The organism is Brevundimonas sp. GCM10030266, from assembly GCF_042666595.1.
Lineage (GTDB): Bacteria > Pseudomonadota > Alphaproteobacteria > Caulobacterales > Caulobacteraceae > Brevundimonas.
On sequence record NZ_JBHTCY010000005.1, the window covers coordinates 37,894 to 61,112 of the forward strand.

Below are 23,219 nucleotides of genomic sequence, written 5' to 3' on the forward strand. Positions count from 1 at the left end.
CCCATGATCCGCGCCGCCCTGACTGCCGCCGCCTTGCTGGTCGCCACACCTGCGTTTGCGCAGGAGCCGACCGTCGATGGCTACCAGCTCCAGATGTCTGTCGTCCGCAATGGCGTGACGGTGATCTCCACCCGCACCCAGATCGCCGAAGGCGCTCCGGCCAGCGCGACCGCCGTCATTGGCGACGTGACCTACGACTTTGAGGCCAATCTGTTCACCGTCCAGGGCGACGGCACGGACACCCAGATGATGGTCGAGGCGAAGCTGTCCCGGGACAACGAGCAGATCGCGGCTCCGCGTCTGACCTTCCTGCGCAACCAAGGCGCCGGCATCGGCATCGGCGACGAGGCCGGAGATGTTCTGCGAATGAACATCGTCCCGCTAATGCCGGTCCCGTCCTCTCCGAACTGACCGAGCGTCTCCTCCCCATCAGCGACGGGGAGGAGATCCGTCAGGGTCTTACGACTGGCCCTGCTGCATGTAGGTTTCCTCGTACGGCTGGACGACGACCCAGCCCTCGCCCTCGAACTTCATCTGGATGCTCTCGCCCGAGCCGCGTCCGACGAAGGTCTTGAACGAGATGTCCGTGGCGATTTCCGGCGACAGATTGCCCGACCAGGCCACCGTCGCGTTCGGGTCGGTGAAGATCGGACCGGTCTCGCGGCTGACCTTGAGGATCAGCGGATCGTAGTGGCTGGTGATCGCCACGATGCCGCTGCCACTCAGCTTCACATTGAACAGGCCGCCGGACATCATCCCGGCCACCCGCTTCATCATGGTGATCTGGTTGCTGACGCCGGTCTCCAGCGCCAGCACGTCGTTGCCGTTGGCGAAGATGGTCTCGTTGTCGAGGCGCAGAAGGGTGATCTTCTTGCCGGTGTCGGCCAGGTAGACGCGGCCCTGCCCCTCCACCTTCATCAGCACCATGCCCTCGCCGCTGACGGCCTTCTTCAGCAGATTGCCGATGCCCTGCTCCATCAGGCCCTGACGGGTGAATTTCACCGATCCGGTGCGCGCCACCATCGCGCCCGCCTTGGCCCAGATCGACCCGTTCAGCTTCACCTCCAGCAGATACTGGCTCTCCAGCTCAAAGGCTTCAGGGCTGACATCCTTCTCCTTGTAGGCGGCGACGAACTCGGCGACGGTCTTCACGGGCATGGGAACCTCAAAACGGGGGTTTTCGAAGACCCTCAGGTTGAGCCGACGCTCCCGCTTCGCGCAAGCCTCCTCCATTGCAAACGCCTCGCAATCTTATAGTTTCCCACCGAACATTTCGGGGCTCCGACCATGACCAAGACAAAGTTGACCGCCGCCTTCCTCGCCGGGGTGATGCTGGCCCTCAACGGCGGCGCAGCCCTGGCCCACCAGCCCTATCTGCGCCCCAACGTCTTCGACGCCACCGGCCGCGACCACGTCACCGTCGAGGCCTCCTTCACCGAGGATGTCTTCGCCGCCGAGGTGGTGATGCGCTCCGACTTCTTCCACGTTGTCGGCCCCAATGGCGACACGCCCATCGCCAGCGTCACCTATCTGCGCGACCTGGCCGTGTTCGAGGCCGCGACGCCCGTGGACGGCACCTACCGCCTGTCCTCCGGCCCGCGTCAGGGCCGCACCGCCCAGATGTACCAGAACGCCGCCGGCGAGTGGAAAATGGTCGGCGAGGAGGACGGCACACCCCCGCCCGGCGCCGAACTGGTCAACGTCCAGAGCATCACCGTCGCCGACGTCTATGTCACCCGCGGCGCCGCCTCGACCGAGGCGCTGCAGCCCACGGGCCGGGGCCTTGAGCTGAAGCCGGTCACCCACCCGAACCAGATCATCGCCGGCGAGGACGCCGTCTTCGAACTGCTGCTGAACGGCCAGCCGCTGGCCGGGGCCCCCGTCACCGTCTTCCGCGAGGCCGGCCGCTGGGACGGCCGCAAGGTCGAGGCCGATCTGGTCACCGGCCCCGATGGACGCTTCACCCTCAAGGCCGGCGACCCCGGCGCCTACATGACCCTGATCCGCCACCGCATGGCGGCCCCGGCGGGATCGCCGACGCCGTATGTGAGCTACAGCCACACGCTGACGTTCGTGGCGGAGGCGGGGTGAGCAGAATTCTCCCTCCCCGTCCCGGGGAGGGTGGCTGAGCCGCAGGCGAAGCCGGGTGGGGAGGGCTGAGGCAAGGCATCCGCGTTCTCGTCGCCGGGCCGCCCCCACCCTGTCGTCGCTGCGCGCCGACATCCCTCCCCGAGGCGGGGAGGGAAAACAGGGCGCAACACCTTCTTGCGCCCCCCGGACCAGGCCATACTTCCGAATCCATGCCGATCCGCCGCCTCCCCCCAGAAACCGTCAACCGCATCGCCGCCGGCGAGGTGGTCGAACGCCCGGCCAGCGCCATCAAGGAGCTGGTCGAGAACGCGCTCGACGCCGGCGCCACCCGCATCGAGATCCAGGCGGACGGCGGCGGCCTGTCGCGCATCCTCATCGCCGACAACGGCCACGGCATGGCCCCGGACCAGCTGGCCCTGTGCGTCGAGCGCCACGCCACCTCCAAACTGGAACCCGACGACGCCGGCGACGTGGACCTGCTGCGCATCCACACCCTCGGCTTCCGCGGCGAGGCCCTGCCCTCCATCGGCTCGGTCGCCCGCCTGACCATCACCAGCCGCCCGCGTGAAGGCGGCGACGCCCACCAGATCACCGTCGAGGGCGGCGACCAGAAGGCCGTCGCCCCCGCCGGCTTCCCCGGTCCGCACGGCGCCCGCGTCGAGGTCCGCGACCTCTTCTACGCCACCCCCGCCCGCCTGAAATTCATGAAGTCCGAGCGGTCGGAGGCCATGGCCATCTCGGAGGAGATCAAGCGCCAGGCCATGGCCCACGAAGGCGTCGCCTTCACCCTCGACCTCGACGGCAAGACCACCCTGCGCCTGCCCGCCGAACACCCCGGCGACCACGGCCGGCTCAAGCGCCTCGCCGCCCTGCTGGGGCGTGACTTCGAGGCCAACGCCCTGCTCATCGATCAGGAGCGCGACGGCGTGCGCCTCAGCGGCTACGCGGGCCTGCCCACCTACAGCCGGGGCAACGCCGCCCACCAGTATCTGTTCGTCAACGGCCGCCCGGTGAAGGACCGCCTGCTGCAAGGCGCCCTGCGCGGCGCCTACGCCGACTTCCTCGCCCGCGACCGCCACCCGGCGGCGGTCCTCTTCCTCGACATCGACCCGCTCTATGTCGACGTCAACGTCCACCCGGCCAAGGCCGAGGTCCGCTTCCGCGACCCCGCCCTCGTCCGCGGCCTCATCGTCGGCGCCCTGCGCCACGCGCTGGCCGCCGCGGGGCACCGCGCCTCCACCACGGTCGCCGCCGACGCCCTCTCGGGCTTTCGCGCCCACGAAGGCGTCGCCGCCCCCGCCTGGAGCCCCAGCGCCCCCTCGGCGCAGGGCTGGTCCGGCTGGCAGCAATGGGCCGCCCCGGCCAGCCAGGCCGCCCAGATCCTCCCCGGCCTCAACGACCGCTCGGCCCGCGTCGAGACCCTCGACACCATCTCGGACTTCGTCCCCACACCCCGCACCCCATACCCCACGCCCCACGCGCCGCCGTCCGAGCTTGATCTCCCCCTCGGCGCCGCCCGCGCCCAGCTGCACGGCACCTACATCGTCGCCCAGACCCGCGACGGCCTGGTCGTCGTCGATCAGCACGCGGCCCACGAGCGGCTGGTCTACGAACGCATGAAGACCCAGATGGCCGAGGGCTCGGTCACCCGTCAGGCCCTGCTGGCGCCCGAGGTGGTCGAGCTCGACCCCGCCGAGGCCGAACGCGTCGCCGCCCGCGCCGACGAACTGGCTGAGCTGGGCCTGATCGTCGAGGCCTTCGGCGCCGGCGCCGTCCTGGTCCGCGAGACCCCGGCCCTGCTGGGCGACACAGATGTACAAGGGTTGATCCGCGACATCGCCGACGACCTCGCCGAACACGGCGCCGCCCTGTCGCTCAAGGAACGCATGGCCGAGGTCTGCGGCACCATGGCCTGCCACGGCTCCGTCCGCGCGGGCCGCGTCCTGAGCGCCCCCGAGATGAACGCCCTCCTCCGCCAGATGGAAGCCACCCCCCACTCCGGCCAGTGCAACCACGGTCGCCCGACCTATGTGGAGCTCAAGCTGGGGGATCTGGAAAAGCTGTTCGGGCGGCGCTGAGCCGTCAGTCGGCCAGCCGGCCCTCGCGCCCGACGGCCAGTCCCAGCCCCGCCAGCACCAGACACAGCAGGCAGCAGATGGTCAGCGACGCCGACCAGCCGCCGGTCGCGTCATGCAGCGCCCCGACCACCAGCGGCCCCATCGCCGACAGCATATAGCCCAGCGACTGGGTCATGCCCGACAGCCGCGCCGTCTGGGGCGCCGTCGTCGTCCGCAGCCCCACGAAGGCCAGCGCCAGGATGAAGGTGCCGCCGTTGGCGAAGCCGAACAGGGCGACCCAGACCACGGCCAGCATCGGCGCCAGGAACAGCCCGCCGATGGCCGTCAACGCCATCAGGGCCAGTCCCGCCGCCAACACCCGCTGATCCTTCATCCGCTTGACCAGCGGCGCCAGCACCAGTCCGGGGAAGGCCGTCGCCAGCTGCATCACCCCATGCAGGCCGCCCGCCGCCTCGGGCGCGTATCCCGCCGCCACCAGCACCGACGGCAGCGAGGACACCATGGCGTAGTAGAGGAACGAGTTGACCCCGAAGAAGACGGTGATCTGCCAGGCCAGCGGCGAACGCCAGATCGGCCGCCCCTTGCCCGCCTCCGCCGTCTCCGCCGCCGGATCGGTCCGTCGCAGCAACTGCGGCGCCCACAGCAGCGCCCCGGCCAGCGGCAGGACGATGAAGGCGCCCAGCGACACCTGCCAGTCGAACGCCTCGGTCAGCGGCACCACGACCGCCGAGCCCACGCCCGACGCCAGCCCCATGGTCAGGGCGTAGACGGCGGTCAGCCTCGTGATCTGGTCGGGAAAGTCGCGCTTCAGCAGGCTGGGCAGCAGGGTGTTGCCGATGGCGATGCCGGCCCCCAGCACCGCCGTCCCTGCATACAGCAGCCCGATCGGCCCGACCGACCGCACCACGATCCCGCCGCCGATCAGCGCCAGCGCCAGGAACAGCGCCCGCTCCAGCCCCAGCCGCCGCGCCAGTCCCGCCGCGAACGGCGACACCAGACAGAAGGTCAGCAACGGCAGGGTGATCAGCGCTCCGGCCGCCCCGGCTCCAATCCCGAACGCCGACTGGATCACATCCAGGACCGGCCCCACCGCCGTGAACGGCCCCCTCAGATTGGCCGCGAACAGCAATATGCCCGCGATGATCCACACGGGGGCGAGGCGACGAGTTGCAGGCATGGACACGAACCGGGGGGAGGACGGGGCCCCTCCTTAGCGGGGGTGCGACCGAACGTCACCGGCGGATGGGCAGGAAGTGCGGCGGCGGAGCGCGGGCGTCGCGCCCCGCTTGTCGCTTCCGCCGATCTCGGCGAGCATGCGGCCGGCCCCGGATCGGCGCCCTTCTGACAGGCTGACGCCCATGACCGCCCTCGCCCTCGCCGTCCTGACCGCGCTGACCTCCACGTCCCCGGCGCCCGGGCTGGCTCTCTTGCCGGCGCAACCGCAGTCCTCCTGCGCCCAGCCCCCGGCCCTGCTCCCGAGCCCCGTCGAGCGGCGCGCCATCCTCGACGCCCTGCGGCCCGTGGTGGTGAAAGAGCTTGGCGGGCCGGTGGAGTTCGTCGTCACCCAGATCCGCGTGATCCAGCCCTACGCCTTCCTGATCGTCACGCCCCAGCGCCCCGGCGGCGGCGTCATCGCCACGCCGAGCGAGGAGATGGACGGCGTTCGCACCGAGGCCATCCTGACCAAACGCAACGGCCGCTGGTCCGTCACCCACCATGGCATCGGCGCGACCGACGTCTGGTACGCCGGGGAAGTCGACAACTACCCCGCCGGCCTCATTCCCGGCTGCTGAGCGCCCGAACTCACCCCACCCGCTGCCTCGCCTGCTCCATCAGCCGGTCGATCGCGCCCAGGTCGGCGCAGGCGCCGTAGTCCGGGCGCGTGGGGGTGATCATCCGCCGGATGTCGGCCTCCCCCCCGACGATCGAAGCGGCGATGCGGTTGCCGCCCGACATGGACAGGGCCAGAGCGATCAACTGGTCGGCCGAACCCGCGGCGATGGCGTTGTACCGGTCCAGCAGCGACAGGTCGCGCAGGGTGTCGGCCCGCACCTCCTCGCCCATCTCCGCCTGGGCGTAGGCGGCGGGCGTCAGGCGCGAGGCGACCATGAACTCCTCCCCGTTTTCGACGCCGCGCCGTGTGATCAGGGCGAACATCATCGCGTACTCAGCGGCGCGCTCTGATGGGATGCGCTTGAAAGCCTCGCTGCCCAGCGCCCGGTCAAAGGCGGCCGTGGTCCAGAATCGCGTCACCGGCCGATACGGCTGCGGTATGACATAGACGTAGTTCCCCACGGCCGGCGGGAAGGTCATCGCCTCCGCCGCGCCGCCGGACTGCAGGACCCTCTGTTCGATCCGGGTGAGGTCCTGCCGGAAACAGGGCGCCGAGACCTGACGCTCCAAGCTGTAGACAACCGCCGCCATCACCTCCTGGTCAAAGGCGCGCTCCAGATCGCGCGCGTCGCCGCGCAGCCGGACCTCCTGGACCAGATTCTCCAGCGCCAGCGCGATCATCACGCCGAACACCACGACGCCCAGCTCGATCAGCCGCTGCCGGCTCATCGGCCAACTGAACCGTCGTTTCACGACCTCTTCAGGCGCAGCCTCTGTCATGCGTATCCCCCCGGGCGGCGAAGCTACGCAGCCGCCTTTCCGGACGCCACCCTTTTATGGCCCGGTCCCGGCGCCCCCTGACCCGCCCGGCGCCTTCAGCAGCCGCACCGTGACCACACCCCCCTCCGTCTCCACCCGGCCATAGCGGAAGGCGAAGTCCACGCCGGGCAGGGCGAGACCGTCCAGCGCGCGCGGCGTCGCCATCGGCCCGGTCAGGGTCGGCGCCGCGCCCTCGATCCGGAAGGTGACGGTCCGCGCCGTCCGGTCATGCAGCAGGGGCGTGGCGCGCTGTTGCCGGAATCGCCCCGCCCCCGCCAGCTCGCCCGAGATCAGCACCTGACGGTAGATGATCCGGTCCGGGGCGATGGCCGTGGTGCCGAAGGGGGTGTAGCCGAACCCCGGCTCCACCTCGGGCCCCAGCGCACTGTAGTCCAGCACCAGACGCCAGCTGGGGCCGTCCGGGGCGGCGGTGAAGATGGAGGCCAGCAGGGCCGCGTTGGCCTGTTCGCCCGTCTCGGCCAGTTGCTCCGCCCGCGCCCGCTGCCGGGCCGCCTCCTCGGTCGCCAGAACCGGGGCCAGCACCCCGGCCTCGTCAAAGACGCCCAGATGCTCCGCCAGCAACCCTGTCAGCGTCGTCCCGTCCTGCAGGATCCGGTCGCGCCAGCCGGGCGCCTCCAGCCGGTCCAGGGTCGCGGCCATCGCCATGCCGCTGGAATAGAGGCGGAAGCGCACCGGGGCGGCGCCGTGAGCGTCGTTGTTGACGACGCGGGTGCCGTCGGTCGTGTCCAGCAGGTCCTGGATCAACGCCGCCCTCACGGCCGCCATGCCGTCGAACCCTTGAAAACCCCGCACCCAACGCATCTCCGGGATCGGCGTCCGCCCCTCCAGCGCCGAGGTCAGGCGGTATTCGGCGAATTTGGCCAGTCCCTCGGTGAACTCCGTGCCGTCCTCATAGGCGATCTGGTCCGGGGTCAGCTGGCGACGCCGCCAGTGGCGCAGGGCGATCGCCTCTCGCGCCGCCCGCACCGCCTCCGCCGGGCTTCCGGCGTTGAGGGCGCGGGCCAGGGCCTGTCCCTCCAAAGCCACCCCGACATTGTTGTCGACCGACAGGGTTGGATAGGTCAGCAGGGCCGTCTCGGGCACGGCCTTGTGCGGCGCGCGGGCGTGCTGGAAGACGTGGAAGGCCTCATGCGCCACCATGGCCATCTGGCTGTAGGGATCGCCCGACAGCCGCGCGAGGGTCAGCCGCTCGCCCCGCTCCGCCGGCGTGCCAGGGGCCCCGAGCAACCCCCTGATCCACGACCGCCGGTTCGACAGGGTGTCGGCCAGCACCAGGGTCGAGACGCCGTTGATCTCGGTCCGGGTGTTCTGCCCGTCCGAAGGGAAATGCGTCACCCCGTTGCGCACCCAGGCTCGCTCCAGCGGCGCCCGGGCCAGCGGGACAAGATCGCCGGGCGGGACAAATCCCTCCGGCGGATCGGGGTGGTTGAACAGCAGCTCCTGCTCCCCCGGGAAATAGACCAGCACCGGCGTCTCGGCGGCGTTCCAGCCCGGCCAGACCGGATTGTCGTCCGACCCGATGACCGCCCAGACCTGGGCCACGCTGACCAGCACCGCCGGATCCAGCTGCAGCGAGTGGCGCTGCGCCTCCGGTTCCGCCTGTGGCGGCGCGGTGAAGCCCGCCGTGGCGACCGCCAGCAGCAGGCAGAGCGAGGTCCGCAGGCCCCGTGTTCTCCTCATGACATCCCCCTCGACACGCCGGCGCCCCGCGCGGGCCCGCTGGAAACGCCCCATCCGGACAGGGTCCGCGTTTCGGCCGGATGTCAGGGCTGAAACACGCCGCCGTGAGCGATCGTGAACCGTGACGGTTTGCTTCGTGGCGGGACTATAACTAAACGGTGTTCATATACGTGCTGCGCCCGTGATCGCGGGCGACCCTGCCGGGGGCCAGCAGCCTGTATCTTCTGTCCCAGGCGCGCGGTTTCCGGCCAGGTCTGATCGCGCGGCGCAACAAAACGAATGAATGACTGTAGTCGCGAGCGCTCCCCCGCCCGCGCGCGAAGCCTTTTTGCGCGATCCCTCCCTTCCCATCGCCCCGGACGCCGTCCTGCCCGGCGGCGCTCCTGCCACCCCCATCATCCCCGAAGCGGCCCGCAAGCAGCACGGCTGGAAGCATTTCGCCGGCATGTTCGGCGGTGAGCACATCGCCGCCACCGAGTTCGTCATCGGCGCCGCCTTCGTCGCCATGGGCGTCTCGACCCGCGACCTCCTGCTGGGTCTGGTCATCGGCAACGGAATGGCCGTTCTGGCCTGGGCCCTGCTGACCGCCCCCATCGCGGTCAAGACCCGGCTGTCGCTCTACGCCTACCTCGAGAAAATCGCCGGCCCCGGCATCACCAAGCTGTTCAACCTGGCCAATATCATCGTCTATGGCGCGATCGCCGCAGCGATGATCAACGTCTCCGCCACCGCGGTTCGCTTCCTGCTCGACATTCCGGTCCAGCTTCAGTGGTATCCGCAGAGCCTCGGCTTCGTCGCCGTGGTCATCGGCCTGGGCGCCGTGGTCGTCGCCGTCGCCGCCTTCGGCTTCAACATCCTGGCCCGTTTCTCCGGCGCCTGCGCCCCCTGGATGCTGGCCGCCTTCGTCTGCGGCGCCCTGACCCTGATGCCGGCCCTGGCCCAGTCGGTGACGGGGACGCCCCACATCGGCGCCCTGTCCGAACTGGGCGGCATCGCCAATGGCGCCATCTGGACGGGATTGAACCCCGACGGCGAGCCCGGCGTGGGCATGTGGGCCGTGGCCGGCTACGCCTTCGGCGCCATCGCCGCCCTCAACCTCGGCCTGGTCGACATGGCCCTGTTCCGCTTCGCCAGAAAGGCCTCCTACGGCTATCTGTCGTCGGTCGGCATGTTCCTGGGCCATGTGATCGGCTGGCTGGCCGCCGGCGTCATGGGCGCCGGGGCTGCCCTGGTCGCGGGCGAAAGCCTGGCCCGGCTCGACACCGGCGATGTGGCCCATGCCGCCCTCGGCATCACCGGCATCCTGGTGGTGATCGTCGCCGGCTGGACGACCGCCAACGCCAGCCTGTATCGCGCCGGCCTCGCCGCCTCCAACCTGGCGCCGAAGCTCGACCGCCGGACCGCCACCCTGGCCCTGGGGGTCTTCATCGTCGCCCTGGCCTGTTTCCCGGCCGTCTATCGCGCAGCCCTGCCCATCCTAGTTTACTCGGGCATCCTGCTGTCGCCGATCGGGGCCATCGTCATGGCCGAGCACTATCTCTTCCCGCGCATGGGCCTGACCCGCTACTGGGTGCAGCATCGCGGGCTGACGCTCAGCTGGCCGGCGGTCGCTACCTGGGCGGCCACCCTGGTGCTTGCGGCGGTGCTGATCCTGACCGGCTGGGTCAGCTACTACTGGGTCTTCGCCGTCGACTATGTGTTCGCCCTGGCCCTCTATCCGGTGCTGGCGGCGATCGCCGGGGCCCGCGAACGCTTCCCGCGCCGAGAGGCGCGCGAGACGGCCCGCGAGAACGCCCTGGCCGCCTTCGAACAGGACCGGGCCGAGGCCGGAGACAAGCCCCACGGTCCGTCCCGGCTGGGTGCCCTGCTTGGTTGGGCGTCCTGGCTTCCGCTGGCGGTGATGGTGTTTGCGGCCTGGCGGGTCGCCGACGCCGACACCGGACCGGCCTATGACAGCCTCAAGGCCGCCTTCGCCGTGACCGCCCTGATCGCCACCGCGGCCTATTTCGTCCTGGCCATCTCGGCCCAGGCGCTGACCGAGCGGGCCGCCCCGGACGGTCAGGCCTGATCGACAACGGAAGGATCGGCGCCCCCTGCCGATCCTTCCCCTCCGGACTTGCCGCGGGACACGGGGCTGTTCACCCTGACCCCATGGCCTCCATCCTCTTCGTCTGCCTCGGCAACATCTGTCGCTCGCCGCTGGCGGAGGGCGCCCTGCGGGCCGAGTCCGCGCGGCTGAAACTCGACCTGATCGTCGACTCCGCCGGCACCGGGAACTGGCATGCGGGCGAGCCCCCGGATGAGCGGGCGCAGCGCACGGCGTTGAAGCACGGCGTCGACATCTCGGCCCTGCGCGCGCGTCAGGTGACCCGGGCCGACTTCCGCCGCTTCAGCCACATCATCGCCCTCGACCACGAGAACCTGGCCAACCTGCGCAAGCTGGCCCCGCCCGATGCGACGGCCGAACTCAGCCTGCTGCTCGATCACGTCCCCGGGCGCGAGGGGCAGGCGGTGACCGATCCCTGGTTCGGCGAGGAGGCCGGGTTCGAGATTACCTGGGCCGAGGTCTCGGCCGCCGCCCGCACCTTGGCGGAGGCGCTCAGGCGCGACCGGTGATCTTGCGCCAGATGCGCGTGCGGGCCTCGAACACCGACATGCCCAGCGCCGCCGCGCAGGTCCAGAACGTCACCTCGGTCGCCACCGCCGCCACCACGGCGAGGATCAGACGGGTGCTCTTCGGCACGTCCAGATACAAGCCCACGCCCAGCGAGACCCAGCCGCACACGGCGCAGACGCCGACCAGCCCGGCCAGGGTCCAGAGGAATTTGCGTCCCTTTCGCACGCCCGCTCCGGTCTCGGAGGCGGCGGCGGGTTCGACGGGGGTGATATGGTCGGCGGTCATGGCGATACGCTCCTGTGAAAATCTCGCTCTCGATCTGAAAGTCCCGCCCGTTCGGAGAGTCTTTCACATCGACGGCGCATTCCGGCGGCGTCGCGTATGAGGGCCGACGATTTGGGCAGGGATCAGGGGTTCGAGGCGCTGGTCGCCGAACACGGCCCGATGCTGCGCCGCATCGCCGGCAGCTATGAGGCCAATCCGGAGGTGCGTCGCGAGCTGGAGCAGGACATCCTGCTGGCCGTCTGGCGCGCCCTGCCCCGCTTCCGCGGCGACGCCCCGGTGCGCGCCTTCCTGGCCCGCGTCGCCCACAATCGCGCCGTCACCCATGTCTCGCGCGAGGCCGCCGCCCCGCGCCGTTCGCCGCTGGACGAGGCCCTGCCCTCCGGCGAGCCCACCCCGCACGACCGGGTCGAGGCCGAGGATCTGCGCGAACGGCTGGCCGCCGCCGTCCGCGCCCTCCCCCTGTCCCTGCGCCAGCCCGCCAGCCTGACGCTGGAAGGCTTCAGCCCCGCCGAGATCGGCCAGATGCTGGGGATGAACGCCAACACCGTCTCCATCCGCCTGACCCGCGCCCGCGCCGAACTGCGCGCCCTGATGAACCCGGAGGCCTCCCGATGACCGATCCGAAACCGGAAGACTGGACCGATCTGGCCGAGGTCTGGACCGCGCCTGCTGAGACGCCGGAGCCCGCGCCCGAACTCGCCCGCGCCGTGCGCCGCCGGGCGACGCTGGCGACGCTGAACTTCCATCTTGAGGCCTGGGGCGCCGTGGCCGCCGGGGGCGTCGCCGTCTGGGTGGCCCTGCGCCATGACGCGCCCGTGCTGGGTCTGGCCGGCGCGGCTTTCGGCGTCTTCGCCCTGGCCGCCACCCTCTGGGCCCGTCGCGGCGCCCGTCCCGGCGAGGCGGACACCCCCGCCGCCGCCCTTCACGCCGCCATCCGTCAGGCCCGTTCGGGCGTCCACTGGGCGCGCGCGGGTCAAGCCATCTGCGCCGGAGCCCTGGCCTTCATCCTCGTGCTCGGCTTGAGCCACCCCAGCACGGCCCTGCCGGTGATCTATCTGATCTCGTTCGCCTTCATCGCCGCCATGGCCGCCTTCTACGAGCGCCACGCCCGCCGCTGCCGCGCCCGCATCACCCGCCATCAAGCCGCGCTGGCCGAGCTTGAGTGATCAGGTTCAGAGGGTGAACCGCTCCACCACCCCGACCGCCTGCCCGCCGGACACCACGGCCCCGCCGGCGATCGCATAGACCGCCCCGTCCACCGCCGCCGCCGCCAGCCCGTGCCGCGGCGTCTTCATATCCGGTCCCGCCGCCCAGGCGTCGCGCGCCGGATCGTAGATCCAGGTCTCGGCGAAGACTCCGCCGCCGCCCCCGCGTGCGAACCATTCGCCGCCAAACGCGACCAGCTTGCCGCCCGCCCCCGAACCAATTGGCGCCATCGCCAGCCCGCCGCCGACCTGACTGTTCTGGGCATAGGAGCGGGGGATGGGCGCCAGCGTGTCCCAGCGATCCGCCGCCGGATCATACCGATCCAGCCGTCCCGTCCCGCCGCCGCCGACCGTGCGGCCGCCCGCCACCCAGATCGCCCCGTCCAGCACCGCCGCCGCGGCGCTGTTGCGCGCCATCGGCAGGGGGCGGGCGTCGGTCCAGCGGTTCTCGGCCGGGATGAAGACGCGATGGATCGGCGTGTCGGCCTGATCGTTCCAGTCGCCGTTGGCCGATCCGCCCGGCGTGCGACCGCCAATCAGATGGATGCGCCCGTCCACGCAGGCTCCCACCGTTTCGCTCAACGGTGCGGGGATCGGCGTCATAGGTCGCCAGCTGTCCCCCTCCAGCACCAGACAGTCCGTCGTATTGACCCATTCGTCCCCGCCGACCCGGGCATAGCCGCCCAGCGCATACAGCCCCGCCTCGCCCGCCGAGACGATCATCGGATGGTGCCGGGCCTCCGGCAGGCGCGGCAGTTCGCTCCAGGCGTCCGCCGCCGGATCGTAGGCGCCGACGCGGTCCTCGACGTGCAGGGGCTGGCCCCGCCGCATCACCAGCCCGCCGGCGGTGACGATCTTCCCCTCATGCACCGCCGCATAGATCTCCTGCGCCATCCACGGCAGGGACGCGCGGGCGGTCCAGCCCGCCTCCTTCGCCTGAACACGGGAGCCCGCGCCGATCACGGCGGCGGAAGCGGCGGAAACGGCCATGAAGGCGCGGCGGTCGATCCGGGTCATGCAGACACCCTGACACGGCTTCTCGCGTCTGCGCCAGACGCCCCGGCCCCCTCGGTGTAAACGAGGTGCTCTGAGCTCCCCTCGCCCTCAACGCCCATCCGCGCTATATCCCCGACCTCAACCCCCGTCGGGAAGTGTATGTCCGAGATTGTGCGACAGGCCTGAGGCCTCGCAGCATCGCCTGTGAAACGCCTCTGAACCGCCCGTCAGCGTGACTGCGCTGGCGCGTCTCTTCATGCCTTTCCGGACATTCCGACATGAACATCTCCCGTGCGGAGCAACGCACCCTGCACGCCCTGGCCCAGGGCGGCGGGATCATCCTCGAACGCGACGACGACGGCCGCCTCGTCAGCGCAGACTGCATCACCCGCGACGGCTACCGTCTCGAGGACTGCACCCTCGCGGTCTGGCGCAAGCTGAAGACCAAGGGGCTGATCGTCAGCCGCAACGGCGGCCCCTACCGGGTCAACCGTGACGGCCTGAGCCGCATGCGAGCCCAACTCGACAACCGGGTGACGGTCCGCCGCTGGTAGCGGGCCAAGGACGCGCGCGACGTCAAAAGCGCGCGCGTCCGATCCCGTACGACCAAAAATGACGTACCGACGTTCTACGATATGCAGATGACCGAACCCTACCGCATCCGCTCACCTGAAACCTGGGCCCAGGCCCGTGATGACTACGTTGCGGGTCTCAACGCCGAAGCGGTCTGCCGCCGCCACGACCTGGGCCTATCGGCCTTCCGTCGACGCGCCCGCAAATACGGCTGGCGTCGTGTGGATCAGGACGATCCGTCGCCGACCGACCCGGACTTCTCGATCTACGGCGACATCAATGGCGACGAGCAGATCGAGATCGCCCGCCTGCGTTTCATCCATGCGCTCGAACACGGCAAGTCGACGGAGGCTTTGCGCTGGCGCCGGCTCTGGTACGAACTGCGGGACGAGCGCGACACCCTGGACGCCGACCTCTTTCCGGGCATGAGCCGCAGGGAGATCATCGCCCTGCTGGCGGCGGATACGCCGGACGACGAACATCCGGATGAAGCCGTGGCCTTGTCCTCACCTGTGCGCGAGTCGCCCTCGTCAGCCCCCGCCACGCTAGAAAATGTGCACGATGTGCACTCCATTTTTTCCGGAGTGCACATTCTGGAGACTGACCGCCCCTCGAAACGGGCCGCCCGCCGCCTCAGGGGCCGCGAAGGCCGTCCACCCGGCGGTCCCTGAGCCTGAAATCAGCTCTCCGACGCCGCCTTGACCCGCAGGAACAGCACCCGCGCCGCGCCATAGTCGCGGGCGTCCAGCCGCTCATAACCCGGCGTCTCGATCTCCGGCTCGTCCGAACCGCGCTCGAACACCACGGTCGCTCCGGGCTTCAGCCAGTTTCCTTCCAGCAGTCGCGCCAGCGTCTGCTCCCCCAGTCCCTTGCGGTAGGGCGGATCGAGGAAGGCGATGTCGAAGGCCTCGCCCGCCGAGCCCGGGCGGACGCCCAGGTCGGTGGCGCTGCGGCGATGCACGCGGGTCCGGCCCATCAGCCCCCAGGCGTCGGCGTTCTCGCGGATGGCGCCACGCGCCTCGTCCTCGATCTCGACGAACAGGGCGAAGGCCGCCCCCCGGCTGATGGCCTCATAGCCCAGCGCGCCCGAGCCGGCGTACAGGTCGATGACCCGGGCCCCGTTCAGCGGCTCGGCCCAGCTGGCGTGTTCCAGCACGTTGAAGATGGCCTGACGGGCCCGGTCCGAGGTCGGACGGGTGTTCTGGCCCTCGGGCGCGGTGATGGCCCGCCCCTTCAGGCTGCCTGCGACGATCCGCATGGATCAGCCGCCCGAGCGCGGACCACGCGGCCCGCCACGACCACCGCCGCCGCCCGGCTTGCCGCCGAAGCCGCCGCCCGAAGGACGCGATCCACCCGGCTTGGCCCCAAAGCCGCCCGAAGGACGACCGGCGCCGCCGCTACGCGGCTTGTCCCCGAACGCAGGCTTGCCCCCGGTCTTGCGGGGGCCGCCCGCCGGCTTGCGCCGGTCGTCGATGAACTGGTCGTCGCGCGGCGTGAAGGCGCGCTTGGGCCGCTCGCCGTCCCCGGTGCGGTCGTCCTTGCGGGCGGGCGCGGTGCGCTCACGCGGCTTGAAGGTCTTGGTGTGCTCGAACTTCGGCTTGGCCTTGGCCCAGCCTTCGCCCTTCGGCGCCCGGCGGCCGGTCTCGCCGCCTTCGGTCGCGGCGGCCTCGGCGGCGCGGACGCGGCTCGGCTTGCGCGACGGGTCCGACATGGCCGAGCCCGAGCTGCCCTTCACGATGGGCGCCGAGGTGCGGCGACCGGGGATCGGCGCAGGCGTGCTGACCGTATTGCCGGTCGGCAGGTTCTCGGGGCGGATATGCTCGCTCAGAAGTTCGCGGATCACCCGCGGGCCGACCTCTTCCACCGAACCCACCGGCAGGGTGCCCAGCTGGAACGGGCCATAGGCCAGACGGATCAGCCGGTTCACGGTCAGGCCGATGCTCTCCAGCACCTTGCGGACTTCCCGGTTCTTGCCCTCGGTGATCGAGACGCTGATCCACAGATTGGCCGACGACTTCTCGCCCTCGGCCTTCTCCTTTGCCTTGTCGAGGGTGGCCTCGATCGGGCCGTAGCGGATTCCGTCGACGGTCACCCCGTCCTTCAGCTTGTCCAGTTCGGCCTGGGTGATGCGACCCCGCGCCCGCGCCCGGTACTGACGGACCAGTTCGGTCGACGGCAGCTCCAGCGCCCGGCTCAACTCGCCGTCGTTGGTCAGGATCAGCAAGCCCTCGGTGTTCAGATCGAGACGACCGACCGAGATCACCCGCGGCAGGCCGCTGGGCAGGGCGTCGAACACGGTCGGACGGCCCTGCGGGTCGCCGTGCGAGGTCACCAGCCCGGCGGGCTTGTGATAGCGCCACACGCGCGTCGCCTGCGCCGCCCCGATGGGCTTGCCGTTGACCGTGATCACGTCGTCGCGGGTCACCAGCGTCGCCGGCGTGTCCAGAATCTTGCCGTTCACCGCCACCTGGCCCAGGCCGATCAGGCGCTCGACCTCACGGCGCGAGGCGATTCCCGCCCGGGCCATGGCCTTGGCGATGCGCTCGCTACGCTTGGGGGCCTCGTCGGCGGGCTTGCCGCCCGGTTTGGCGCCCGGCTTCGCGCCGAACTTTCCGGCGGGTTTGTCACCGCGCGGGCCGTCGGCGCGGGGGCCCTTGGCGGAGGGTTTGCGGGGGCCGTCGCGGTCGCCGTCTTGACGCGGGCGCGGCTTCTTGTCGTTGTCTCGGGGATGGAAGGCCATGATGAGCGGTTCATGCGCATGGCCTTGGCCTGCGCGCAAGCGGCGGCGGACAACGGAGAGACTCCGGTCGGCTGTGTGATCGTCGACGAATCCACCGGTCAGGTGGTGGCCGAGGGTCGCAACGGCCCCATCGGCGCCCATGACCCGACCGCCCACGCCGAGATCGTCGCCATGCGCGCCGCCGCCCAAAAGCTGGGCAACTACAGGCTCACCGGGCTGACTCTTTATGTGACGCTCGAACCCTGCGCCATGTGCGCCGGGGCCATCAGCCACGCCCGCATCGGCCGCGTCGTCTGGGGCGCGGACGACGCCAAGGGCGGCGCCGTCGCCCACGGCCCTCGCTTCTTCGACCAGCCCACCTGCCACTGGCGACCTACGGTTCAGGGCGGGGTCCTGGCCACGGAAGGCGGCGACCTCCTCCGCTCCTTCTTCCGCGCCCGCCGCAAAGGAACGGCGACCGGCACAGCGCGTTGATGCGCCGGCTCCTGTAACGGCAAGGCTTGTTCCGCATGAAGACGCTTCTGGTCCCGGCCCTCGCGGTCCTCTCGCTGGCCGCCTGCGGACAGCGTCCGGCGGAGGCGCCGACCGACGGTGATTCGGTGCGCGAGCGCGCCGAGGAGGCCCAGACCGCCCGTCGCCGCACCGGCGCCGAGGTTCAGGACCGCGCCCTCAACCGGGTCATCCGCTCCGTCTATCTCTGCAATGACAGCCAGCGCCTGACTGTCGACTTCGACAATCCCCGCCAGATGGCCACCGTCCGCAACTCGGAGGGCGAGGCCGTCGACCTGTTCCAGGAGCGTTCGGCCGACGGCATCTGGTATCGGGCCTCCGGCTACGAACTGCGCGGCAAGGGCGCCATGGCCACCTGGACCGCCGACGGCCTGCCCGCCACCACCTGCCGCGCGGTGGACTAGGCCGCGCCCTCGGTTTTCAGGAAGGCGGTCAGGGCCGCGCGGTCCACGTTCTTGTCGGTGAAGGCGTCGCCGATGGTGCGGGCCAGGATCAGGGTCAGGCGGCCGCCCTCGGCCTTCTTGTCCCCCGCCATCCGCTGGATCAGGGCCTCGGCCTTGAAGCTCCCGGCTTCCGCCAGCCGCACCGGCAGGCCCGCCGCCGCCGTCACCGCCTCGACCCGGTCCGCGTCGGCCTGCGGGCACAGCCCCTGCGCCGCCGAATAGCGGAAGGCCATGGCGCAGCCCAGCGCCACAGCCTCGCCATGGGTCAGCGCATCCTCGTCAAAGCCCAGCTCGGCCTCGATGGCGTGACCGAAGGTGTGGCCGAGGTTCAGCAGGGCCCGCCGGCCCGCCTCCTTCTCGTCCTCGCCGACCACGGCGCTCTTGATCTCGACCGACCGCTCCACGGCCCGCTGCAGGGCCGCCGGATCGCCCTTCGCCCCCGCCGCGCCCTCACCGGCCAGCCAGTCGAAGAAGGCCGCATCACAGATCAGACCGTGCTTCAGCACCTCGGCCCAGCCCGACCGGACCTGCCGCTCCGGCAGGGTGCCCAGCACATCGATGTCGGCCAGCACCAGACGCGGCTGGTGGAAGGCCCCGATCAGGTTCTTGCCGCGCGGGGTGTCGATGGCCGTCTTGCCGCCGACCGAACTGTCCACCTGCGCCAGCAAGGTCGTCGGCACCTGAACGAAGTCGATGCCGCGCATGTAGAGGGCCGCCGCCAGACCAGCCAGATCGCCGACCACGCCGCCGCCCAGGGCCACCACTACGTCGCTGCGGTCCAGCCCGAAGGCCAGCATCCGGTCCAGCACCCGCTCCAGCTCCGCGAACGACTTGGAGCCCTCGCCCGCCGGAACCGCCAGCAGCCGCGCGCGAATGCCCGCCTGCTCCAGCGCCTCCAGCACCGCCGGACCGTGGATGTTGGCCACCGTCTCGTCGGTGACCACGACCGTGCGCCCCCTGGCCAGAGGCGCGATGCGCGCGCCAAGCTCGCCCAGCAGGCCGCGTCCCACGACGACGTCATAGGGGCGGAAGTCCCCGCCCGAGACCGGAACCGTCGTCGTCACGCCTTCATCTCCATCGCCCCGTGGGCCTCCAGCGCCTGCACAATGGCGTCCACCGCCTGCGCATGCGCGCCGCCGGCCACATCGACCGTCAGATCCGCCTCGCCGTAGAGGGGATAGCGGGCTTCGGCCAGCGTCTTCAGGGTCTCCAGCGGATCCTTGCCCCGCAGCAGCGGACGGGTATCGCGCCGCTGCACCCGCTGGGCGATGACCTCAAGATCGGCCCGCATCCACACAGTGACGGCCCGGGCCTTCATCAGGGCGCGGGTGTCCGGGTTCAGCATGGCGCCGCCGCCGGTGGCCAGCACCAGACGCGGTCCTTCAAGCAGACGGCGCATCACCCGCGCCTCCCCCGCCCGAAACTCGCCCTCGCCCATGCTCGCGAAGATCTCCGAAACGGTCATGCCCGCGGCCGATTCGATCTCCTCGTCCCCATCGGCGAAGGGCAGGTCCAGCCGTCGGGCCAGCCGGCGGCCCACCGTCGATTTCCCCACGCCCATCAGCCCGACCAGCGCTATGGTGCGCTGATGGACGGGAATCGCCTCGGAATCGGTCATCGCGCGCCTCGCGACAGCGGGCGGCGGGTGGAGGGCGACGGGGAGGATGGGCGCAGGCACGTCATGGTCGCCTTCACCTGTACACGAACCCGCGCTGTGGCGAAGGGGGCCAGATGAGCAGCCCCCAGATCGAAGCCTTCCTCGAGATGATGGCGGTGGAGCGGGACGCTTCCCCCCACACCCTGTCCGCCTACGCCCGCGATCTGGCCGATGCTGAAGGCGGCGTGGACGGCGGACTGATGAGCGCGGATGATACGGCGGTGGAAGCCTGGTACGCCGGTCTGGCGACGCGCGGCCTGTCGCCCGCGACCCAGTCCCGACGCCGGGCCGCCGTGCGCCAGTTCTACCGCTTCGCCCTCGGCGAAGGCTGGCGACAGGACGATCCCTCGCGCCGTCTGGACGCGCCCAAACAGGGACGATCCCTGCCCAAGGTCCTGACCCGCGAGGAGATCGAGGCCCTGCTGGAGGCCGCCGCCGCCCGCGACGGCGCGGGGGGCGTCCGAATGGTGGCGCTGGTCGAGCTGGCCTACGCCTCGGGCCTGCGGGTGTCCGAACTACTGGCGCTGAAGGTCGAGGCCGTGCGCCGCGATCCCGCCTGGCTGATCGTGCGCGGCAAGGGCGGCAAGGAGCGGCTGGCCCCGCTGAACGCCTCGGCGCGCGAGGCGGTGAAGGCCTGGCTGGCCGCCCGCGACGCCGTGCGCAAGCCCGAAGCGCCCGACAGCCCATGGCTCTTCCCCTCCCCGGTCGGCAAGGCTTCGCTGACGCCCCGCCGCTTCGCCCAGATGCTGGATCAGGCCGCCATCGACGCCGGGATCGACCCGGCGCGGGTCAGCCCCCACGTCCTGCGCCACGCCTTCGCCACCCACCTGCTGGAGGGCGGCGCCGACCTGCGCATCGTCCAGACCCTGCTGGGCCACGCCGACATCGCCACGACCCAGATCTACACCCACGTCGCCACTGACCGACTGGCGAAGATGGTGCAGGAGAAGCATCCCTTGGCGAGGGACGAGTAGGAGCGCATAGTTCGCCCATGACCCAGTCCTTCTACGTCAAGGCGATCTGGGACGCTGAGGCCAGCGTCTGGTGCAGCGAGTCCAACATCCCGGGACTGGTTCTGGAAACCGCCACCCTCGCCGAGTTCGAGTCCCTCGCCCGCCACTTCGCCCCCGAACTGCTGGCCGAGAACCTCGGGATCACCGGCCCGGTGCCGATCCGTTTCGAAGCCTCGGGCGGCTTCGATGTCATCGCGGCCTGACCATGTTCGCCCCGCTCGGTCGCGGTGCATTGTTTCAAGCTCGTCGTGACGCAAGGCTTCGGCATCGAAGTTGAGCGAACACCATGCCCAAGGACTTCTACCCTGAGCTCACCGCCCTGCTCTACGCTGCGGGCTGGCGACGCATCGAAAACGCCAAGGGAAGCCATGAGAAATGGCGGCATCCGGATCATCCCCATGCCCTTATCGTCCCGCGTTCGAAGAGCCGACACACGGCAAACAACATCCTCAAACAGGCGGGTCTGCCCAAAGCCTTCTGAACCCCGCTTGCTCCCCGGCGTTGACCTGACTAGGTTCCGCCGCCTTCCGAAGCGCCAACGGGCGCGCCAGTTCCGGACGCCTTGATGGCCACGCACTACCTCGAGTTCGAAAAGCCGATCGCCGATCTGGAGGCGAAGATCGAGGAGCTCTCCCTGCTCGCCTCGACCGCGGGCTCGTTCGATTCCGAAATCGACGGGCTCCAGAAGAAGGCCGAGCAGCTTCGCAAGAAGATCTACGGCGGTCTGGACCCCTGGATGAAGACGCAGGTCGCGCGCCACCCGCAGCGGCCGCACTTCGTCGACTACATCGAGGGCCTGTTCACCGATTTCGTCGAGCTGAAGGGCGACCGCCAGTTCGGCGACGATCAGGCGATCCTCGGCGGTCTGGCCCGTCTGCGCGGCCGGCCGGTCGTGGTCATGGGCCACGAGAAGGGCCACGACACCCAGACGCGCCTGACCCACAATTTCGGCATGGCTCGCCCCGAGGGCTACCGCAAGGCGGTGCGTCTGATGGATCTGGCCGAGCAGTACGGCCTGCCGGTCCTGTCGTTCGTCGACACCGCCGGCGCCTATCCGGGTCTCGGCGCCGAGGAGCGCGGACAGGCCGAGGCCATCGCTCGCTCGACCGAGCGCGGCCTGACGCTGGGCGTGCCCTCCATCGCTACCATCACCGGTGAAGGCGGTTCGGGCGGCGCCATCGCCATCGCCGCGGCCAGCCGCGTGCTGATGCTCGAGCACTCGATCTATTCGGTCATCTCGCCGGAAGGCGCCGCGGGCATTCTGTGGCGCGACGGCAGCCGGGCCAAGGACGCCGCCATGGCGATGAAGATCACCGGCCCGGATCTGATCGATCTGAAGATCGTGGACCGCATCATCGGCGAGCCGCTGGGCGGCGCCCACACCGACCGCGACGCGGCGATCAAGGGCGTCGGCGACGTGCTGGTCGAGGAACTGGACTCCATGGCCGGCCTCTCGCCCGAGCAACTGCGAAAGGCCCGCGCCGACCGGTTCTACGCCATCGGTCGTCTGGGCTGAGCCGGTCGCGTTAACCTTCTGATCACCACGAACCGACCACCCTTCGGGCGCGGCGAAGTTCGATTCGCGCCGCAACCTGTGGTGGGGTTCTGGGCATGAGTTTGGGGTTGGACAGCCTGCGCGAGAGCGCGGTCATCAATCTGACCGGCGCGGTCACCATGGTGGTCGACGACTCGCCCTTCGGCCTCGACATCACGGCCAGCGCCCTTCTGGGGTTCGGCATCAAGACCCGCTATGCCTGTCACAGCGCGGCCGAGGCGATGGAGATCCTCAAGGATCACCCCATCGACCTGCTGGTCGTGGACACCGAGATGCCGGACGTGGACGGCTATGAGCTGGTCCGCTGGCTGCGCCGGTCGGGACTGGATCCCAACGCCTTCGCGCCCGTCATCATGACCGCCAGCCACATCCGCCGCTCACGGGTGACCGAGGCGCGGGACTGCAGCGCCAATTTCGTCATCACCAAGCCCTTCAGCGCCGCCAGCCTGCTGGAGCGGATCATCTTCGTCGCCCGCGACACCCGGCCCTTCCTGGAGGTCGGCGACTATTTCGGCCCCGATCGGCGGTTCCGGGAGGGCAAGCCGCCAGGCGCCGAGCGGCGCGCCGACATCATCCGCAAGCTGAAGCACGCCGCCGAACAGGCCGCCGCCCAGACCGAGGGAGGCGCCGCATGACCGTCATCACCCACGCCCGCCGCAAATCGCGCCTGTCGAAGATCATCGACGAGGCCGGCGGCGTCAGCATCGGCACAGCCCTGTCCCAGGCCAAGGCCAATCTGGACGCCCTGCAACCGCGCAGCGCCGCCGAGGTCGCTGACCGTATCGCGGAACTGGCGGCGATCACCGCGCCGGAGAACCCGGAACAGACCATGGCGACCCTGGGCGCCGCCTATCGGGCGGCCAACGGCGTCATCGACGCCGCCGGGCCGTTCGGCATGACCGACCTGCATGCGGCCGCAGTGGGCCTGTGTGACCTGATCGACGCGGCGACACCCGAGCGTCCGTTCGATTGGCGGGTCTTGCCGGTCTACGCCCAGTCGATGCAGTTGCTGCTCGCCCTGTCCGACGACGCCGAGGCCCGGCAGAAGGTGCGCGACAGCCTGCAGCAGATGGTCAGCCGAAAACTGACCCAGACGGACTAGC

The 23,219-nt window shown here is 70.4% G+C and carries 28 protein-coding genes; 18 read left to right on the forward strand and 10 right to left on the reverse strand.

Annotated elements, in window-relative coordinates; genetic code table 11:
* Positions 1–3: 3 nt before the first annotated feature.
* Positions 4–411: a hypothetical protein gene (locus tag ACFQQC_RS14945; RefSeq protein WP_376863280.1), complete on the forward strand. Its 408-nt coding sequence runs from the start codon at positions 4–6 to the stop codon at positions 409–411.
* A 48-nt stretch (positions 412–459) separates the two neighbouring features.
* Here the strand turns inward: ACFQQC_RS14945 and ACFQQC_RS14950 are convergent, their stop codons facing one another.
* Positions 460–1,158 (reverse strand): AIM24 family protein, encoded by a 699-nt coding sequence (locus ACFQQC_RS14950; RefSeq protein WP_376863281.1) that lies wholly within the window; start codon positions 1,156–1,158, stop codon positions 460–462.
* 129 nt (positions 1,159–1,287) lie between these two features.
* Between ACFQQC_RS14950 and ACFQQC_RS14955 the strand changes: the two genes are divergently transcribed.
* Together ACFQQC_RS14955 and mutL are read left to right on the forward strand one after the other, a co-directional pair.
* On the forward strand, positions 1,288–2,091 hold the full coding sequence (locus ACFQQC_RS14955) for a DUF4198 domain-containing protein (RefSeq protein ID WP_376863282.1): 804 nt from the start codon (positions 1,288–1,290) through the stop codon (positions 2,089–2,091).
* Between the two features lie 209 nt (positions 2,092–2,300).
* Positions 2,301–4,169 carry a DNA mismatch repair endonuclease MutL gene (gene mutL / locus ACFQQC_RS14960; protein ID WP_376863283.1) on the forward strand — a complete coding sequence of 623 codons (1,869 nt, stop codon included), beginning with the start codon at positions 2,301–2,303 and terminating at the stop codon, positions 4,167–4,169.
* Positions 4,170–4,173: 4 nt separating this feature from the next.
* Here the strand turns inward: mutL and ACFQQC_RS14965 are convergent, their stop codons facing one another.
* Positions 4,174–5,346 carry an MFS transporter gene (locus tag ACFQQC_RS14965; RefSeq protein ID WP_376863284.1) on the reverse strand — a complete coding sequence of 391 codons (1,173 nt, stop codon included), beginning with the start codon at positions 5,344–5,346 and terminating at the stop codon, positions 4,174–4,176.
* A 181-nt stretch (positions 5,347–5,527) separates the two neighbouring features.
* Here ACFQQC_RS14965 and ACFQQC_RS14970 point away from each other — a divergent pair, with 181 nt between their 5' ends.
* Positions 5,528–5,962, forward strand: coding sequence for a hypothetical protein (locus ACFQQC_RS14970; RefSeq protein WP_376863286.1), 435 nt, complete (start codon positions 5,528–5,530; stop codon positions 5,960–5,962).
* Between the two features lie 10 nt (positions 5,963–5,972).
* On the opposite strand, the gene ACFQQC_RS14975 is transcribed toward ACFQQC_RS14970, so the two are convergent.
* Positions 5,973–6,755, reverse strand: a complete 783-nt coding sequence (locus tag ACFQQC_RS14975; protein WP_376863287.1) for a hypothetical protein — start codon at positions 6,753–6,755, stop codon at positions 5,973–5,975.
* An 81-nt stretch (positions 6,756–6,836) separates the two neighbouring features.
* On the reverse strand, positions 6,837–8,522 hold the full coding sequence (locus tag ACFQQC_RS14980; RefSeq protein WP_376863288.1) for a hypothetical protein: 1,686 nt from the start codon (positions 8,520–8,522) through the stop codon (positions 6,837–6,839).
* A gap of 328 nt (positions 8,523–8,850) precedes the next feature.
* On the opposite strand from ACFQQC_RS14980, the gene ACFQQC_RS14985 reads away from it, so the two are divergent.
* Positions 8,851–10,590: a hypothetical protein gene (locus ACFQQC_RS14985; RefSeq protein WP_376863289.1), complete on the forward strand. Its 1,740-nt coding sequence runs from the start codon at positions 8,851–8,853 to the stop codon at positions 10,588–10,590.
* 83 nt (positions 10,591–10,673) lie between these two features.
* Positions 10,674–11,138: a low molecular weight protein-tyrosine-phosphatase gene (locus ACFQQC_RS14990; RefSeq protein ID WP_376863290.1), complete on the forward strand. Its 465-nt coding sequence runs from the start codon at positions 10,674–10,676 to the stop codon at positions 11,136–11,138.
* On the opposite strand, the gene ACFQQC_RS14995 is transcribed toward ACFQQC_RS14990, so the two are convergent.
* Positions 11,122–11,424, reverse strand: a complete 303-nt coding sequence (locus ACFQQC_RS14995) for a hypothetical protein (protein WP_376863291.1) — start codon at positions 11,422–11,424, stop codon at positions 11,122–11,124. The genes ACFQQC_RS14990 and ACFQQC_RS14995 overlap by 17 nt on opposite strands.
* A 96-nt stretch (positions 11,425–11,520) precedes the next feature.
* On the opposite strand from ACFQQC_RS14995, the gene ACFQQC_RS15000 reads away from it, so the two are divergent.
* Positions 11,521–12,039, forward strand: a complete 519-nt coding sequence (locus tag ACFQQC_RS15000) for an RNA polymerase sigma factor (RefSeq protein ID WP_376863292.1) — start codon at positions 11,521–11,523, stop codon at positions 12,037–12,039.
* Positions 12,036–12,590, forward strand: coding sequence for a hypothetical protein (locus tag ACFQQC_RS15005; protein ID WP_376863293.1), 555 nt, complete (start codon positions 12,036–12,038; stop codon positions 12,588–12,590). Before ACFQQC_RS15000 ends, ACFQQC_RS15005 begins: the two co-directional genes overlap by 4 nt.
* 6 nt (positions 12,591–12,596) lie before the next feature.
* On the opposite strand, the gene ACFQQC_RS15010 is transcribed toward ACFQQC_RS15005, so the two are convergent.
* The gene (locus tag ACFQQC_RS15010) at positions 12,597–13,646 is read right to left on the reverse strand and encodes a Kelch repeat-containing protein (protein WP_376863294.1); all 1,050 of its coding nucleotides are present in this window, start codon (positions 13,644–13,646) and stop codon (positions 12,597–12,599) included.
* 257 nt (positions 13,647–13,903) lie between these two features.
* Here ACFQQC_RS15010 and ACFQQC_RS15015 point away from each other — a divergent pair, with 257 nt between their 5' ends.
* The gene (locus ACFQQC_RS15015; protein ID WP_376863295.1) at positions 13,904–14,179 is read left to right on the forward strand and encodes a YjhX family toxin; all 276 of its coding nucleotides are present in this window, start codon (positions 13,904–13,906) and stop codon (positions 14,177–14,179) included.
* An 87-nt stretch (positions 14,180–14,266) separates the two neighbouring features.
* Positions 14,267–14,869 carry a hypothetical protein gene (locus tag ACFQQC_RS15020; protein WP_376863296.1) on the forward strand — a complete coding sequence of 201 codons (603 nt, stop codon included), beginning with the start codon at positions 14,267–14,269 and terminating at the stop codon, positions 14,867–14,869.
* 8 nt (positions 14,870–14,877) lie between these two features.
* Here ACFQQC_RS15020 and rsmD read toward each other — a convergent pair whose 3' ends face one another.
* Together rsmD and ACFQQC_RS15030 are read right to left on the reverse strand one after the other, a co-directional pair.
* Entirely contained in the window at positions 14,878–15,456 is a 579-nt protein-coding gene (gene rsmD, locus ACFQQC_RS15025) for a 16S rRNA (guanine(966)-N(2))-methyltransferase RsmD (protein WP_376863297.1), read from the reverse strand.
* Positions 15,457–15,459: 3 nt separating this feature from the next.
* Complete coding sequence (locus tag ACFQQC_RS15030) at positions 15,460–16,938, reverse strand: pseudouridine synthase (protein WP_376863298.1); 1,479 nt, start codon at positions 16,936–16,938, stop codon at positions 15,460–15,462.
* Between ACFQQC_RS15030 and tadA the strand changes: the two genes are divergently transcribed.
* A complete protein-coding gene (tadA, locus tag ACFQQC_RS15035) occupies positions 16,927–17,412 on the forward strand; it encodes a tRNA adenosine(34) deaminase TadA (protein ID WP_376863299.1) in 486 nt (161 codons plus the stop codon). The two genes, ACFQQC_RS15030 and tadA, sit on opposite strands and share 12 nt — an antisense overlap.
* A gap of 35 nt (positions 17,413–17,447) precedes the next feature.
* On the forward strand, positions 17,448–17,852 hold the full coding sequence (locus ACFQQC_RS15040; protein WP_376863300.1) for an MliC family protein: 405 nt from the start codon (positions 17,448–17,450) through the stop codon (positions 17,850–17,852).
* Here ACFQQC_RS15040 and aroB read toward each other — a convergent pair.
* Positions 17,849–18,955, reverse strand: a complete 1,107-nt coding sequence (aroB, locus tag ACFQQC_RS15045) for a 3-dehydroquinate synthase (RefSeq protein WP_376863301.1) — start codon at positions 18,953–18,955, stop codon at positions 17,849–17,851. The two genes, ACFQQC_RS15040 and aroB, sit on opposite strands and share 4 nt — an antisense overlap.
* Positions 18,952–19,509 (reverse strand): shikimate kinase, encoded by a 558-nt coding sequence (locus ACFQQC_RS15050; protein WP_376863302.1) that lies wholly within the window; start codon positions 19,507–19,509, stop codon positions 18,952–18,954. Before ACFQQC_RS15050 ends, aroB begins: the two co-directional genes overlap by 4 nt.
* Positions 19,510–19,622: 113 nt before the next feature.
* Here ACFQQC_RS15050 and ACFQQC_RS15055 point away from each other — a divergent pair, with 113 nt between their 5' ends.
* The 6 genes from ACFQQC_RS15055 (at position 19,623) to ACFQQC_RS15080 (ending at position 23,218) form a co-directional block, all read left to right on the forward strand.
* Positions 19,623–20,522 (forward strand): tyrosine recombinase, encoded by a 900-nt coding sequence (locus tag ACFQQC_RS15055; protein ID WP_376863303.1) that lies wholly within the window; start codon positions 19,623–19,625, stop codon positions 20,520–20,522.
* A 17-nt stretch (positions 20,523–20,539) separates the two neighbouring features.
* Positions 20,540–20,764, forward strand: coding sequence for a DUF1902 domain-containing protein (locus tag ACFQQC_RS15060; RefSeq protein WP_331047508.1), 225 nt, complete (start codon positions 20,540–20,542; stop codon positions 20,762–20,764).
* Positions 20,765–20,847: 83 nt separating this feature from the next.
* Positions 20,848–21,042: a type II toxin-antitoxin system HicA family toxin gene (locus ACFQQC_RS15065; protein ID WP_376863304.1), complete on the forward strand. Its 195-nt coding sequence runs from the start codon at positions 20,848–20,850 to the stop codon at positions 21,040–21,042.
* Positions 21,043–21,126: 84 nt separating this feature from the next.
* Positions 21,127–22,077, forward strand: coding sequence for an acetyl-CoA carboxylase carboxyltransferase subunit alpha (locus ACFQQC_RS15070; protein ID WP_376863305.1), 951 nt, complete (start codon positions 21,127–21,129; stop codon positions 22,075–22,077).
* 95 nt (positions 22,078–22,172) lie between these two features.
* Entirely contained in the window at positions 22,173–22,751 is a 579-nt protein-coding gene (locus tag ACFQQC_RS15075; RefSeq protein WP_376863306.1) for a PleD family two-component system response regulator, read from the forward strand.
* The gene (locus ACFQQC_RS15080; RefSeq protein WP_376863307.1) at positions 22,748–23,218 is read left to right on the forward strand and encodes a chemotaxis protein CheE; all 471 of its coding nucleotides are present in this window, start codon (positions 22,748–22,750) and stop codon (positions 23,216–23,218) included. The genes ACFQQC_RS15075 and ACFQQC_RS15080 overlap by 4 nt, the downstream gene beginning before the upstream one ends.
* Position 23,219 lies beyond the last annotated feature (1 nt).

What these genes read in the sequence shown, in the direction of transcription:
- ACFQQC_RS15030 (WP_376863298.1), bottom strand. Translation starts at nt 16,938, where the DNA reads ATGGCCTTCCATCCCCGAGACAACGACAAGAAGCCGCGCCCGCGTCAA.
- ACFQQC_RS15005 (WP_376863293.1), top strand. Translation starts at nt 12,036, where the DNA reads ATGACCGATCCGAAACCGGAAGACTGGACCGATCTGGCCGAGGTCTGG.
- tadA (WP_376863299.1), top strand. Translation starts at nt 16,927, where the DNA reads ATGGAAGGCCATGATGAGCGGTTCATGCGCATGGCCTTGGCCTGCGCG.
- ACFQQC_RS15010 (WP_376863294.1), bottom strand. Translation starts at nt 13,646, where the DNA reads ATGACCCGGATCGACCGCCGCGCCTTCATGGCCGTTTCCGCCGCTTCC.
- ACFQQC_RS14955 (WP_376863282.1), top strand. Translation starts at nt 1,288, where the DNA reads ATGACCAAGACAAAGTTGACCGCCGCCTTCCTCGCCGGGGTGATGCTG.
- ACFQQC_RS14980 (WP_376863288.1), bottom strand. Translation starts at nt 8,522, where the DNA reads ATGAGGAGAACACGGGGCCTGCGGACCTCGCTCTGCCTGCTGCTGGCG.
- ACFQQC_RS15060 (WP_331047508.1), top strand. Translation starts at nt 20,540, where the DNA reads ATGACCCAGTCCTTCTACGTCAAGGCGATCTGGGACGCTGAGGCCAGC.
- ACFQQC_RS15080 (WP_376863307.1), top strand. Translation starts at nt 22,748, where the DNA reads ATGACCGTCATCACCCACGCCCGCCGCAAATCGCGCCTGTCGAAGATC.
- ACFQQC_RS14945 (WP_376863280.1), top strand. Translation starts at nt 4, where the DNA reads ATGATCCGCGCCGCCCTGACTGCCGCCGCCTTGCTGGTCGCCACACCT.
- ACFQQC_RS15065 (WP_376863304.1), top strand. Translation starts at nt 20,848, where the DNA reads ATGCCCAAGGACTTCTACCCTGAGCTCACCGCCCTGCTCTACGCTGCG.
- ACFQQC_RS14950 (WP_376863281.1), bottom strand. Translation starts at nt 1,158, where the DNA reads ATGCCCGTGAAGACCGTCGCCGAGTTCGTCGCCGCCTACAAGGAGAAG.
- ACFQQC_RS14995 (WP_376863291.1), bottom strand. Translation starts at nt 11,424, where the DNA reads ATGACCGCCGACCATATCACCCCCGTCGAACCCGCCGCCGCCTCCGAG.
- ACFQQC_RS14965 (WP_376863284.1), bottom strand. Translation starts at nt 5,346, where the DNA reads ATGCCTGCAACTCGTCGCCTCGCCCCCGTGTGGATCATCGCGGGCATA.
- ACFQQC_RS15015 (WP_376863295.1), top strand. Translation starts at nt 13,904, where the DNA reads ATGAACATCTCCCGTGCGGAGCAACGCACCCTGCACGCCCTGGCCCAG.
- mutL (WP_376863283.1), top strand. Translation starts at nt 2,301, where the DNA reads ATGCCGATCCGCCGCCTCCCCCCAGAAACCGTCAACCGCATCGCCGCC.
- ACFQQC_RS15000 (WP_376863292.1), top strand. Translation starts at nt 11,521, where the DNA reads ATGAGGGCCGACGATTTGGGCAGGGATCAGGGGTTCGAGGCGCTGGTC.
- ACFQQC_RS15070 (WP_376863305.1), top strand. Translation starts at nt 21,127, where the DNA reads ATGGCCACGCACTACCTCGAGTTCGAAAAGCCGATCGCCGATCTGGAG.
- ACFQQC_RS15050 (WP_376863302.1), bottom strand. Translation starts at nt 19,509, where the DNA reads ATGACCGATTCCGAGGCGATTCCCGTCCATCAGCGCACCATAGCGCTG.
- ACFQQC_RS15040 (WP_376863300.1), top strand. Translation starts at nt 17,448, where the DNA reads ATGAAGACGCTTCTGGTCCCGGCCCTCGCGGTCCTCTCGCTGGCCGCC.
- rsmD (WP_376863297.1), bottom strand. Translation starts at nt 15,456, where the DNA reads ATGCGGATCGTCGCAGGCAGCCTGAAGGGGCGGGCCATCACCGCGCCC.
- ACFQQC_RS15075 (WP_376863306.1), top strand. Translation starts at nt 22,173, where the DNA reads ATGAGTTTGGGGTTGGACAGCCTGCGCGAGAGCGCGGTCATCAATCTG.
- ACFQQC_RS14970 (WP_376863286.1), top strand. Translation starts at nt 5,528, where the DNA reads ATGACCGCCCTCGCCCTCGCCGTCCTGACCGCGCTGACCTCCACGTCC.
- ACFQQC_RS15055 (WP_376863303.1), top strand. Translation starts at nt 19,623, where the DNA reads ATGAGCAGCCCCCAGATCGAAGCCTTCCTCGAGATGATGGCGGTGGAG.
- ACFQQC_RS14990 (WP_376863290.1), top strand. Translation starts at nt 10,674, where the DNA reads ATGGCCTCCATCCTCTTCGTCTGCCTCGGCAACATCTGTCGCTCGCCG.
- ACFQQC_RS15020 (WP_376863296.1), top strand. Translation starts at nt 14,267, where the DNA reads ATGACCGAACCCTACCGCATCCGCTCACCTGAAACCTGGGCCCAGGCC.